Genomic DNA, 13,453 nt, shown 5'->3' with positions numbered 1-13,453 from the left:
AAGGCCACGCACTTGTACGTTCAAGGATCCTATGAGCAAGCCCACTGTCGACCCTACCTCGAATTCCAAGACTGGCCCTGCCGTGCCGGTCAACTTCCTGCGGCCGATCATCCAGGCAGACCTGGACTCGGGTAAGCACACGCAGATCGTCACCCGTTTCCCGCCTGAGCCCAACGGCTACCTGCACATCGGTCACGCCAAGTCGATCTGTGTGAACTTCGGCCTGGCCCAGGAGTTCGGTGGCGTGACGCACCTGCGTTTCGACGACACCAACCCGGCCAAGGAAGACCAGGAATACATCGACGCCATCGAAAGCGACGTCAAGTGGCTGGGCTTTGAGTGGTCCGGTGAAGTGCGCTATGCCTCTCAGTATTTCGACCAGTTGCACGCGTGGGCGGTCGAGCTGATCAAGGCGGGCAAGGCCTACGTCGACGACCTGACCCCTGAACAAGCCAAGGAATACCGCGGCAGCCTGACCGAGCCGGGCAAGAACAGCCCGTTCCGCGACCGCTCGGTTGAGGAAAACCTCGACCTGTTCGCCCGCATGAAGGCTGGCGAGTTCAAGGACGGCGCACGCGTGCTGCGGGCCAAGATCGACATGGCCTCGCCGAACATGAACCTGCGCGACCCGATCATGTACCGCATCCGTCATGCCCATCACCACCAGACCGGCGACAAGTGGTGCATCTACCCAAACTACGACTTCACCCACGGTCAGTCGGACGCCATCGAAGGCATCACCCATTCGATCTGCACCCTGGAGTTCGAAAGCCATCGTCCGCTGTACGACTGGTTCCTCGACAGCCTGCCAGTACCGGCGCACCCGCGTCAGTATGAGTTCAGCCGTCTGAACCTGAACTACACCATCACCAGCAAGCGCAAGCTCAAGCAACTGGTCGATGAAAAGCACGTCAATGGCTGGGACGATCCGCGCATGTCCACGCTGTCGGGTTTCCGCCGCCGTGGCTACACGCCGAAATCGATCCGCAACTTCTGCGAAATGATCGGCACCAACCGTTCCGACGGCGTGGTGGATTTCGGCATGCTTGAATTCAGCATCCGTGACGACCTCGATCACAGTGCCCCGCGCGCCATGTGTGTACTGCGTCCACTGAAAGTCGTGATCACCAACTACCCGGAAGGTCAGGTCGAGAACCTCGAGCTGGCTTGCCACCCGAAAGAAGACATGGGCGTGCGCGTTCTGCCATTCGCCCGTGAGATCTACATCGACCGTGAAGACTTCATGGAAGAGCCGCCGAAGGGCTACAAGCGCCTGGAGCCAGCCGGTGAAGTGCGCCTGCGCGGCAGCTACGTGATCCGTGCCGACGAAGCGATCAAGGATGCCGATGGCAACATCGTCGAACTGCGTTGCTCGTATGACCCGGACACCCTGGGCAAGAACCCTGAAGGCCGCAAGGTCAAAGGCGTGATTCACTGGGTGCCGGCGGCGGCCAGCGTCGAGTGCGAAGTGCGTCTGTACGATCGTCTGTTCCGTTCTCCGAACCCGGAGAAGGCCGAAGACAGCGCCAGTTTCCTGGACAACATCAACCCTGACTCACTGCAAGTCCTCACCGGTTGTCGTGCTGAACCCTCGTTGGGCAACGCACAGCCGGAAGACCGTTTCCAGTTCGAGCGCGAAGGTTACTTCGTTGCGGATATCAAGGACTCGAAACCGGGCGCTCCGGTATTCAACCGTACCGTGACCCTGCGTGATTCGTGGGGCCAGTGATCAAGTCTTAAGGAACTGTCGTGCTTACGATCTACAACACGCTCACCAAGAGCAAAGAAGTCTTCAAGCCGCTGGATGGCAACAAGGTGCGCATGTACGTCTGCGGGATGACCGTGTACGACTACTGCCACCTGGGCCACGGCCGCAGCATGGTCGCGTTCGACCTGGTGACCCGCTGGTTGCGGTTCAGCGGTTACGACCTGACCTACGTGCGCAACATCACCGACATCGACGACAAGATCATCAACCGCGCCCGTGAAAACGGCGAGTCGTTCGAAGCGTTGACCGAGCGCATGATCGCGGCGATGCACGAAGACGAGTCGCGCTTGAACATCCTCAAGCCGGACATGGAACCGCGCGCCACCGGCCACATCGCCGGCATGCACGCGATGATCCAGACGCTGATCGACAAGGGCTACGCCTACGCGCCGGGTAACGGTGACGTGTACTACCGCGTTGCGAAGTTCATGGGTTACGGCAAGCTGTCGCGCAAGAAAATCGAAGACCTGCGCATCGGCGCCCGCATCGAAGTCGACGAGTCGAAACAGGACCCGCTGGACTTCGTCCTGTGGAAAGCCGCCAAGCCGGGCGAGCCAAGCTGGGAATCGCCATGGGGCGCCGGGCGTCCGGGCTGGCACATCGAGTGCTCGGTGATGTCGACTTGCTGCCTCGGTGAGACCTTCGATATTCATGGCGGCGGCAGCGACCTTGAGTTCCCGCACCACGAAAACGAAATCGCCCAGAGCGAAGCGGCTACCGGCAAGACCTACGCCAACGCGTGGATGCATTGCGGGATGATTCGCATCAATGGCGAGAAGATGTCCAAGTCCTTGAACAACTTCTTCACCATTCGCGACGTGCTCGACAAGTACCACCCGGAAGTCGTGCGTTACCTGCTGGTATCGAGTCATTACCGCAGCGCGATCAACTACTCGGAAGACAACCTCAAGGACGCCAAAGGCGCTCTGGAGCGTTTCTACCACGCGTTGAAAGGTCTGCCAGCCGTGGCGCCGGCCGGCGGCGAAGCGTTCGTGGCACGGTTTACCGAAGTGATGAACGACGACTTCGGCACCCCGGAAGCGTGCGCGGTGCTGTTCGAGATGGTGCGCGAGATCAACCGTCTGCGTGAGAGCGATCTGAATGCAGCGGCAGGTCTGGCGGCACGCCTGAAAGAACTGGCCAGTGTGCTTGGCGTGTTGCAGCTTGAAGCCGATGACTTCCTGCAAGCCGGCGCTGAAGGCCGGGTCGATGCAGCAGAAGTCGAGGCGCTGATTCAGGCGCGCCTGACCGCCCGTGCCAACAAGGACTGGGCCGAGTCTGACCGCATCCGCGACCAGCTCACCGCCATGGGTGTGGTGCTGGAAGACGGGAAGGGCGGCACGACGTGGCGCCTGGCTGACTGAAGCCTGCTTGAGCAAAAAACAAAACCCGCCTTGTGCGGGTTTTTGTTTATGGGCAGGGCACAAGTGCAGTGGTGTCTGGACTGACGCCATCGCGAGCAAGCTCGCTCCCACAATTAATCGCAGGCATGCACGAATAGTGGGCTCACAGTAGATCCCCTGTGGGAGCGAGCTTGCTCGCGATGGGGCCATCCCAGACACTAGATTTCTCCAGCCCAAACGCAAAAACGGCACCCGAAGGTGCCGTTTCTGTTTTCTGCTGCGTATCGCTTAAGCGATCAACCCGCCAGGCCAGTCTGCTGAACCAGTGTCAGCAGCGGTTGTGGGTACAGGCCGAGGAAGAACGCCAGCACTGCGATGGCCAGCAGCATCACGCCGCCTGCCTTTTGTTCCCAGTGCAGTTGGGCGTCGACGCGACGCAGGTTTGGCTCGATCAGGTACAGGGTGACCATGACGCGCAGGTAGTAGAAGACGCCGATGGCGCTGCCCAGTACCAGGGAGCCGACCAGCCACCATTGGTGAGATTCGACACCGGTAGCGATGATGTAGAACTTGCCGATGAAGCCTGCGGTCAGCGGGATACCGGCCAGCGACAACATCATCACGGTCAGAACAGCGGTCAGGTACGGACGACGCCAGAACAGGCCGCGGTACTCGTACAGTGCGTCAGCGTCACGGCCCTTGTAAGGCGAGGACATCAGGGTGATCACACCGAAAGCGCCGAGGCTGGTGATCACGTAGGTGACCAGGTACACGCCGATGGCTTCCATGGCCAGACCCTTGCTCGCCACGAGGGCGATCAGCAGGTAACCGAAGTGGGCGATGGACGAGTAACCCAGCAGACGCTTGAGGTTGCTCTGGGTCAGTGCCAACAGGTTACCGAACAGGATCGAGGCAATCGCGATCACGGTCAGCACGGTGCTCAACACACCGCTGCTGGCCACTGGCGAGATCTGGAACAGACGCACCATGACCGCGAACACGGCAACTTTCGAGGCGGTGGCCAGGAATGCTGCAACCGGTGCCGGGGCACCTTCGTAGACGTCCGGCGTCCAGAGGTGGAACGGTACCAGCGACAGCTTGAACGCCAGGCCGATCAGCATCATGCCCAGGCCCATCTGTGCCAGCGGGCTTGGCAGGCCGGTGGCCGCAAGGGCGTGACCGATGCCGCTGAAGCTCAGGGTGCCGGCTTCGGCGTAGAGCAGGGCCATACCGAACAACAGGAACGCGGAACCGGCTGCCGACAGCACCATGTACTTGATGCCGGCTTCCAGTGAGCGCTTGTTGAAGAAGGCATAGGCCACCAGACCGTAGACCGGTACCGAGAGCAGTTCCAGACCGACGAACAAGCCGGCCAGGTGCTGCGCGCTGACCAGAACCAGGCCACCGGCGGCGGCCATCAGGATCAGCAGGTACAGTTCTTCACGGTTGCCCGGGTAACCCGTACCGCCTTCGCCGAGGTAGGCGTGGGCGAGAGTGACGCAAGCGAGGGTGGCGACCAGGATCAGCGCCATGTACAGGCAGGCAAAGCTGTCGATCTGCAGCAGTGGCGTCACGGCCAGAGGCGCGACTTTCAAGGCTGGCAGGATCGACAGCAAGGCCAGGTTCAGACCCGCGACCGACAGCAGGAAGGTCTGCGAGTGGTTGCGGCGCCAGGCGATCGCCAGCATCACCACGATGATCGTGGCGCTGGTGATCAACAATGGCGCAAGCGCGATAAAGTGTTGAATCGTAAAGTCCATAGCGCTCTTACCGGGCCGAAGCGAGTTGAGTGAAGGCGGTACCGAACCATTGCTGCACGCCATGCATCGTCGCGGCAGAGGTATCGAGGAACGGTTGCGGGTAGACGCCGATGTAAATCAGCAGTGCCGCCAGTCCAACCACCATGATCATTTCGCGAGTATCCATGCCATGCAGCACGGCGTCCGATTTGGACGGACCGAAGTAGGCACGGTGAATCATGATCAGCGAGTAGACCGAACCGAACACCAGGCCGGCAGTCGCGATCACGGTGACCCACGGCGCGCTGGCGAAGGTGCCGATCAGGATCAGGAACTCACCGACGAAGTTACCGGTCACCGGCAAGCCCAGCGAAGCTGCAGCGAAGAACAGGCTGATGGCGGGCAGGTAGGCGATCTTCGACCACAGGCCGCCCATCTCACGCATGTCACGAGTGTGGGTGCGCTCGTAGAGCTGGCCGCAGAGGATAAAGAGTGCCGCTGCCGACAGGCCGTGCGCGAGCATCTGGATCACTGCGCCTTGCAGGGCCAGTTGGCTGCCGGAGTAGATGCCGATCAGCACGAAGCCCATGTGCGAAACGCTGGAGTACGCAACCAGGCGCTTGATGTCGGTCTGGGCGAAAGCCAGGAACGCACCGTAGAAGATCCCGACCAGGCCCAGGGCCATGGCGAACGGCGCGAACTCGGCCGACGCATTCGGGAACAACGGCAGGGCGAAACGCAGCAGGCCGTACGCAGCGGTCTTCAGCAGAATACCGGCCAGGTCAACGGAACCCGCAGTCGGTGCCTGTGCGTGAGCATCCGGCAGCCAGGAGTGGAACGGCACGACTGGCAGCTTCACCGCGAAGGCGATGAAGAAGCCGAGCATCAGAACGTACTCGGTGGTCAGCGACATCTTGGTTTTCAACAGGTCGGCGTAGTTGAAAGTAATCACGCCCGTGCTGTTGAAGTTGACCAGTACCAGACCCAGGATCGCCACCAGCATGATCAGGCCGCTGGCCTGGGTGAAGATGAAGAACTTGGTCGCCGCGTAGATCCGGGTTTTCTTGCCGTCCGAAGAACTGTGACCCCAGAGCGCGATGAGGAAGTACATCGGCACCAGCATCATTTCCCAGAAGAAGAAGAACATGAACAGGTCGAGGGCCAGGAACACGCCGACGACACCGCCCAGGATCCACATCAGGTTCAGGTGGAAGAAGCCAACGTGACGCTGGATCTCTTTCCACGAGCAGAGTACCGAGAGGACACCCAGCAGACCGGTCAGCATGATCATCAACAGCGACAGGCCGTCGAGGGCCAGGTGCACGTTGATGCCGAAGCGCTGGATCCAGACATGCTTGAACTCAAGCGCCCAGGTCGGATCGGCGCCAGGCGCCGGAGCAAATGAATAGTCACCGTGGGCCCACAGCCAGAGGCCGAGGGAGAGCAGCAGGGACATGGTGATCAGCGCAATCCAGCGGGGGAGGGTAGCGCCGAAGCGCTCACCCATCCAGCACAGCAGGCCGCCGATGAAGGGGATCAGGATTAGCCATGGCAAAATCATGACGGGCTCGTTTCCTTTCGCAAGTTCGCAAGGTTCATATCAGACCGCTACCAGCACGACAGCGCCGATAACCAGCACGGCACCAGCAGCCATCGAGGCGGCGTACCAACGCAGTTGACCAGTTTCGGTACGGCTCAGGGAGTTGTGACCCCCTTTGGCCATCCGTGGGATCAAACCGATGGTTTGGTCGAACGGGTCTTTGCGCAGCATGTGGCTGATCGCAAGGTACGGCTTGACGAACAGTTTGTCGTAGATCCAGTCGAAGCCCCAGGCCGCGAACCACCAGGCCGAGAGCAGACGGCCGATGCCGCTGTTGGCGATGGCGGTGACGAAGCTACGCTTGCCGAGGAACAGCAGCGCGGCCAGCAGGATACCGGACAGGGCGATAGCACCCGAGACCAGTTCCAGGCTGTGCTTGGCTTCGCCGCCGGCATGCCCAACGCTTTCTGGCAGTACGCCGTGCAGTGGCGGAACGATCATCGCGCCAATGGCGGTCGACAACACGATCAGCACCGACAGTGGCAGCCAGTGGGCAATGCCGTGACCGGCATGGGCTTCGGTCTTCACTTCACCGTGGAACGCAATGAAGATCAGGCGGAAGGTGTACAGCGACGTCATGAAGGCACCCACCAGACCTGCATAGAGCAGACCGTGGTTGCCGCTGGCGAAGGCTTCCCAGAGGATTTCGTCTTTCGAGTAGAAACCTGCAGTCACCAGTGGCAGGGCTGCAAGGGCCGCGCCGCCAACGATGAAGCTGGCGTAGGCCAGTGGCAGTTTCTTCCACAGGCCGCCCATCTTGAAGATGTTCTGCTCGTGGTGGCAGGCAACGATCACCGAACCGGAAGCAAGGAACAGCAGCGCCTTGAAGAACGCGTGCGTCATCAGGTGGAAGATCGCGCCTTCCCAGGCACCCACGCCCAGCGCCAGGAACATGTAGCCGATCTGGCTCATGGTCGAGTAGGCGAGGATACGTTTGATGTCGGTCTGGACCAGGGCTGCGAAACCGGCGAGCACCAGAGTCACACCGCCGACGATGCCGACCAGGTGCAGGATATCCGGCGCCAGGGCGAACAGACCGTGCGTACGGGCGATCAGGTAGACACCGGCGGTCACCATGGTCGCGGCGTGGATCAGTGCCGAAACCGGGGTAGGACCGGCCATTGCATCCGCCAGCCAGGTTTGCAGCGGCAGTTGTGCGGATTTACCGACAGCGCCGCCCAGCAGCATCAGGGTCGCCATGACGATCCAGAAGTCACCGGTCTTGAAGTGCTCAGGCGCTTTGACCAGCAGCTCTTGAATGTTCAGCGTGCCCAACTGCTGGAACAGGATGAACAGGCCGATGGCCATGAACACGTCGCCGATACGGGTGACGATGAAGGCTTTGAGTGCGGCGTTACCGTTGTTGCGGTTGCTGTAGTAGAAACCGATCAACAGGTAGCTGCACAGGCCCACGCCTTCCCAACCGAAGTACAGGAACAACAGGTTATCGCCCAGCACCAGGAACAGCATGCTGGCGATAAACAGGTTGGTGTACGCGAAGAAGCGCGAGTAACCGTCTTCACCGCGCATGTACCAGGACGCGAACAGGTGGATCAGGAAGCCCACGCCGACGACCACACCGAGCATGGTCACGGACAGTCCATCCAGGTACAGGGCGAAGTTCGGCTTGAAGTCGCCTACCGACATCCACTGCCACAACACCTGGGTGACGTGACCGCCTTCAGGCGGCGCGACGTTGAACTGCCAGATCACGTAGGCAGCAACGATCGCCGAGAGGCCGACGGAGCCGACGCCGATCAGCGCCGAGAGGTTTTCCGAGAGGCGGCCGCGTGAGAACGACAGCAGCAGGAAACCGATCAGGGGGAATACGAAAGTCAGATAGAGAAGGTTCATCCGCGCATCTCGCTGGCAGCGTCGATATCGAGAGTGTGGAAGCGGCGATGCAACTGCAACAGAATCGCCAGGCCAATACTGGCCTCGGCGGCTGCCAGGCTGATCACCAGGATGAACATGATCTGTCCATCCGGCTGGCCCCAACGGCTACCGGCAACGATGAAAGCCAGTGCGGAGGCATTCATCATGACCTCCAGGCTCATCAGCACGAAAAGAATGTTGCGGCGGACCATCAGGCCAACCAGACCGAGGCAGAACAGGATGCCGGCAACCGCCAGACCATGCTCGAGAGGGATAGCAGGCATAAAGTTACTCCTTCGCCTCGTTGCGGCCCAAGTGGAACGCCGTGACGGCTGCAGCGAGCAGCAGCATCGAGGCGAGTTCGACCACCAGCAGATAAGGACCGAACAGGCTGATGCCCACGGCCTTGGCGTCTACGGTGGTGTGGCCGACGCCGGTGCCGCTGGAATGGCTGAACAGCACATACAGCAGCTCAGCCAGCAGCAGCGCAGCCAGTACAACGGGACCCGCCCAGATACCGGGCTTGAGCCAGACGCGTTCTTGCTGAACCGAGGCGGGGCCGAGGTTCAGCATCATCACCACGAACACGAACAGCACCATGATGGCGCCGGCGTAGGCGATCACTTCCAGTACACCGGCAAATGGAGCACCGAGGCTGAAAAAGGTCATCGCCACGGCGAGCAGCGAAATAATCAGGTAGAGCAGGGCGTGTACAGGATTGGTGTTGGTGATCACGCGAAGCGTGGACACAACGGCAACTCCTGACGCGAAATAGAAAGCGAATTCCATCTTTCTTCCTTAAGGCAGCAAGCTCTTCACGTTGATCGGTTCGGCTTCATTCTGCGCGGAGCCTTTCGGCTTGCCGGCAATGGCCATACCTGCAACACGATAGAAGTTGTAGTCAGGGTTTTTGCCGGGGCCGGAGATCAACAGATCTTCTTTCTCGTAAACCAGGTCCTGACGCTTGAACTCGGCCATTTCGAAATCCGGTGTCAGCTGGATCGCGGTGGTCGGGCAGGCTTCCTCGCAGAGGCCACAGAAAATGCAGCGCGAGAAGTTGATACGGAAAAACTCCGGGTACCAGCGACCGTCTTCGGTTTCGGCTTTCTGCAACGAGATACAGCCGACCGGGCACGCCACGGCGCACAGGTTGCAGGCAACGCAACGCTCTTCACCATCGGGGTCGCGGGTCAGGACGATACGCCCACGAAAGCGCGGCGGCAGGTACACCGCCTCTTCCGGATACTGCAGCGTGTCACGCTTGCGGAAGGCGTGGCCGAAGATCATCACCAGGCTGCGAAGCTGGGTGAAGAAGCCATGCACGATGTCAAAAATATACTTCATGATTCTCTATCCTCACTGAGCCGCGATGGCGGGCGTGTTGAGCAACACGATCGCAGCGGTCACCAGCATGTTGACGAGGGTCAGCGGCAGGCAGAACTTCCAGCTGAAGTCCATCACTTGGTCATACCGTGGGCGCGGAATCGAGGCGCGCAGCAGGATGAAGAACATGATGAAGAACGCGGTTTTCAGTGCGAACCAGATGAACGGGATCTGCGGCAGAATGCCGAACGGACCGTGCCAGCCACCGAAGAACAAGGTTACCAGCAGCGCCGAAATCAACACGATGCCGATGTACTCGCCGACGAAGAACATGCCCCATTTCATGCCGGCGTATTCAATGTGGTAACCGTCGGCCAGTTCCTGCTCCGCTTCCGGCTGGTCGAACGGGTGACGGTGAGTCACGGCGACGCCGGCAATGAAGAAGGTCAGGAAACCGAAGATCTGCGGAATGACGAACCACAGGTGCTGGGCCTGGTAGTCAACGATGTCGCGCATGTTGAACGAGCCGACCTGGATCACGATGCCCATCAGCGACAGGCCCATGAACACTTCGTACGACACGGTTTGTGCCGAGGCCCGCAAGCTGCCCAGCAGGGCGAACTTGTTGTTACTCGACCAGCCGGCGAACAACACCGCGTAGACCGACAGACCGGCCATGGCGAAGAAGAACAGGATGCCGATGTTCAGGTCCGCGACACCCCAGGTCGGGGTGATCGGGATGATCGCGAAGGCAATCAGCAAGGCGCTCATGGCCACGACCGGCGCCAGGGTGAAGATCACCTTGTCGGCGAACGGCGGCGTCCAGTCTTCCTTGAAGAACATCTTGATCATGTCGGCGGCGATCTGGAACGCGCCGAACGGGCCGACGCGGTTCGGACCGTAACGGTCCTGCCAGAGGGCGAGCAAACGACGCTCGACCCAGCTCAACAGCGCGCCGCAGACCACCACGGCGAGCAGGATCACGATGGCCTTGAGCACCGCGATGATGATGTCGATCACTTCAGGAGTGAACAAGGTCATTGCGCTGCCTCCTGCAGACCGTCAACGGATTTGCCAAAGATTGCCGGTGGAATGCCGGCGATACCCGCAGGCAGCGCCACCAGGCCAGCGCCCAGTTCTTCGTTGATGCGCAGCGGCAGACGCAGGGTCTGGCCGGCAACGTTCAAGCTCAGCATGGCACCGTCATTGACGCCCAGACGATCGGCTTCGGACTTGGCCAGCGACACGTAGGCGGCTGGAATGCGTTCCTGGACCGGAGCGGCTTTCGAAGAGTTCTCTTCGCTACCGAACAGGTGATAGAACGGCACAACCTGCCAGGTGCCTTGGGCCGGGTTGAATGCACGCGGAACACTGGCGAACCAGTTCAGCGAATCACCCTGGCTTTCGATCAGGCGAGCACCCGGATCACCGGCACGCAGGTGACCACCGACTTCGTCCTGGAACTTGTTCCAGGCTTGCGGCGAGTTCCAGCCCGGAGACCAGGCAAATGGCACTTGCTGACGCGGTTCGACGGAGCCCGAGTAACCTTCCATGGAGAACGAGAATGCGGTGTCGTTGTCCTGGGAAGTGCGTGGCTCGTGCACGCTGATGTCGGCACGCATGGCAGTCCGACCGCTGTAACGCAGCGGTTCGCGAGCCAGTTTCAGGCCTTTGATCCGGAACGAAGCGGACGGTGCGGCGTTGACGATGCCGGCCAGTTGTGGAGTGCTCGAAGCGCAAGCGGCGGTGACGTGGTCCAGTTGGGTCCAGTCGATTGGCTGGTTCAACAGGGTCGCGCGCAGGGCATGCAGCCAGCGCCAGCCTTCGTGAACCAGGATGCTTGCATCGAGGTAAGTCGGGTCGAAGACCTGGAAGAAGCGCTGGGCGCGGCCTTCCTGGCTGACCAGCGTACCGTCGCCTTCAGCGAAGCTGGCGGCTGGCAGAACCAGGTGCGCACGATCGCTGGTAGCGGTTTTCTGATGGTCGGCAACGATCACCACTTTAGCGGCGGTCAGGGCCGCATCGACCTTGGCTTTGTCGGTACGGGTGTACAGATCGTTTTCCAGCACCACGATGGCGTCGGCTTTACCGTCGATCACCGCTTGCAGGGCTGCGTCGACCGATTCGCCGCCGAGCATGGCCAGGCCGAGGCTGTTGGCCTCTGGCACGATCAGGCTGATGGAACCGTTCTTCTCGCGCAGCTTCAAGGCTTTGGCGATGTTCGCCGCTGCTTCGATCAAGGCTTTGGAGCCCAGCGAAGTACCGGCGATGATCAGCGGACGCTTGGCCGCGAGCAGGGCGTTGGCGATGCGTTGAGCCAGTTCGAGGGCTTCGCTGTCCAGGCCTTCAACGGCTGGGGCGCTGGCGTCGAGGGCGTGAGCCACGGCGAAACCGATACGTGCCAGGTCGTCTGGAGCGGCGTGAACACATTCTTCAGCTACGTCGTCGAGCTTGGTTTCAGCCAGGCTTGCGATAAACAGCGGGTTCAGCGCGTGCTGACCGATGTTTTTCACCGCGGCGTCGAGCCAAGGCTGAACGCGCATCGCGTCGGCCATGTCTTCGGCTTTGCCCTTGACCGATTGACGCAGGGCCAGGGCCATGCGCGCAGCGGTCTGGGTCAGGTCTTCACCGAGGACGAAAATCGCGTCGTGGTCTTCGACGTCGCGCATGTTCGGGATTGGCAGCGGGCTGTCTTTCAGCACCTGCATGACCAGGCGAATACGCTCAAGCTCGGAAGCTTCGATACCCGAGTAGAAGTGCTCGGCACCGACCAGTTCGCGCAGGGCGTAGTTGCTTTCAAGGCTGGCACGCGGCGAACCGATACCGACGATGTTGCGACCGCGCAGCAGGTCAGCGGCTTTATCCAGCGCTTCGTCGAGGCTCAGCTTCGCACCGTTGGCCAGCAATGGCTGACGTGGACGATCTTCGCGGTTGACGTAGCCATAGCCGAAACGGCCACGGTCGCACAGGAAATACTGGTTCACCGAACCGTTGAAACGGTTTTCGATGCGACGCAGTTCGCCGTAACGCTCACCCGGGCTGATGTTGCAACCGCTGGAGCAGCCATGGCAGATGCTCGGCGAGAACTGCATGTCCCATTTACGGTTGTAGCGCTCGGAGTGAGTCTTGTCGGTGAACACACCGGTCGGGCAGACCTCGGTGAGGTTGCCGGAGAACTCGCTTTCGAGGGTGCCGTCTTCAACGCGACCGAAGTACACGTTGTCGTGGGCGCCGAATACACCGAGGTCAGTACCGCCGGCGTAGTCTTTATAGAAACGTACGCAGCGATAGCAGGCGATGCAGCGGTTCATTTCGTGGGAAATGAACGGGCCCAGTTGCTGGTTCTGGTGGGTACGCTTGGTGAAGCGGTAACGGCGCTCGTTGTGGCCGGTCATTACCGTCATGTCTTGCAGGTGGCAGTGACCGCCTTCCTCGCACACGGGGCAGTCGTGCGGGTGGTTGGTCATCAGCCATTCGACGACGCTTGCGCGAAACACTTTGGCTTCTTCGTCATCGATGGAGATCCAGCTGCCGTCGGTCGCAGGGGTCATGCAGGACATGACGATACGACCACGCTTGTCGTTCTCGTCGGTGTACTGCTTGACGGCGCACTGGCGGCAAGCGCCAACGCTGCCGAGGGCGGGGTGCCAGCAGAAATAAGGGATATCGAGGCCTAGCGACAGACATGCCTGTAACAGGTTGTCTGCCCCATCGACTTCGAGCTCTTTGCCGTCTACGTGGATAGTGGCCATGGTTCAAAGTTCTTCGTTGGCCCGGTGTCAGCGGGCGTGGCTAATGGAATCTT

General features: G+C 60.7%; 10 protein-coding genes. 2 read left to right on the top strand and 8 right to left on the bottom strand.

The genetic code is table 11. The annotated features are described in order from the left end of the window. Positions 1–31 precede the first annotated feature (31 nt). Entirely contained in the window at positions 32–1,729 is a 1,698-nt protein-coding gene (locus AC1DIG_RS02885; RefSeq protein ID WP_477766039.1) for a glutamine--tRNA ligase/YqeY domain fusion protein, read from the top strand. A gap of 20 nt (positions 1,730–1,749) precedes the next feature. After that, a complete protein-coding gene (cysS, locus tag AC1DIG_RS02880; protein WP_477766038.1) occupies positions 1,750–3,132 on the top strand; it encodes a cysteine--tRNA ligase in 1,383 nt (460 codons plus the stop codon). A gap of 275 nt (positions 3,133–3,407) precedes the next feature. On the opposite strand, the gene nuoN is transcribed toward cysS, so the two are convergent. Genes nuoN through nuoG form a run of 8 tightly spaced genes read right to left on the bottom strand, consistent with a single transcriptional unit; the run spans position 3,408 to position 13,400 of the window. Beyond that, positions 3,408–4,871 carry an NADH-quinone oxidoreductase subunit NuoN gene (gene nuoN, locus AC1DIG_RS02875; protein ID WP_145020016.1) on the bottom strand — a complete coding sequence of 488 codons (1,464 nt, stop codon included), beginning with the start codon at positions 4,869–4,871 and terminating at the stop codon, positions 3,408–3,410. A gap of 7 nt (positions 4,872–4,878) precedes the next feature. Further along, positions 4,879–6,411: an NADH-quinone oxidoreductase subunit M gene (nuoM, locus tag AC1DIG_RS02870; RefSeq protein ID WP_429538571.1), complete on the bottom strand. Its 1,533-nt coding sequence runs from the start codon at positions 6,409–6,411 to the stop codon at positions 4,879–4,881. Between the two features lie 39 nt (positions 6,412–6,450). Continuing rightward, positions 6,451–8,304: an NADH-quinone oxidoreductase subunit L gene (gene nuoL, locus AC1DIG_RS02865; RefSeq protein WP_427547085.1), complete on the bottom strand. Its 1,854-nt coding sequence runs from the start codon at positions 8,302–8,304 to the stop codon at positions 6,451–6,453. Beyond that, positions 8,301–8,609 carry an NADH-quinone oxidoreductase subunit NuoK gene (gene nuoK, locus AC1DIG_RS02860; RefSeq protein ID WP_054597859.1) on the bottom strand — a complete coding sequence of 103 codons (309 nt, stop codon included), beginning with the start codon at positions 8,607–8,609 and terminating at the stop codon, positions 8,301–8,303. Before nuoK ends, nuoL begins: the two co-directional genes overlap by 4 nt. Positions 8,610–8,613: 4 nt before the next feature. Then, positions 8,614–9,114 (bottom strand): NADH-quinone oxidoreductase subunit J, encoded by a 501-nt coding sequence (gene nuoJ / locus AC1DIG_RS02855; protein ID WP_019689817.1) that lies wholly within the window; start codon positions 9,112–9,114, stop codon positions 8,614–8,616. A gap of 9 nt (positions 9,115–9,123) precedes the next feature. Beyond that, positions 9,124–9,669: an NADH-quinone oxidoreductase subunit NuoI gene (gene nuoI, locus AC1DIG_RS02850; protein WP_218570730.1), complete on the bottom strand. Its 546-nt coding sequence runs from the start codon at positions 9,667–9,669 to the stop codon at positions 9,124–9,126. Between the two features lie 12 nt (positions 9,670–9,681). Beyond that, positions 9,682–10,689, bottom strand: a complete 1,008-nt coding sequence (nuoH, locus tag AC1DIG_RS02845; protein ID WP_019689819.1) for an NADH-quinone oxidoreductase subunit NuoH — start codon at positions 10,687–10,689, stop codon at positions 9,682–9,684. Beyond that, the gene (gene nuoG / locus AC1DIG_RS02840; protein WP_427547088.1) at positions 10,686–13,400 is read right to left on the bottom strand and encodes an NADH-quinone oxidoreductase subunit NuoG; all 2,715 of its coding nucleotides are present in this window, start codon (positions 13,398–13,400) and stop codon (positions 10,686–10,688) included. Before nuoG ends, nuoH begins: the two co-directional genes overlap by 4 nt. Positions 13,401–13,453: the final 53 nt, after the last annotated feature.

The organism is Pseudomonas sp. 05N431, assembly GCF_056397005.1.
Note: the sequence above shows the minus strand (reverse complement) of the source record. Positions and strands in the feature narration are given on the sequence as shown.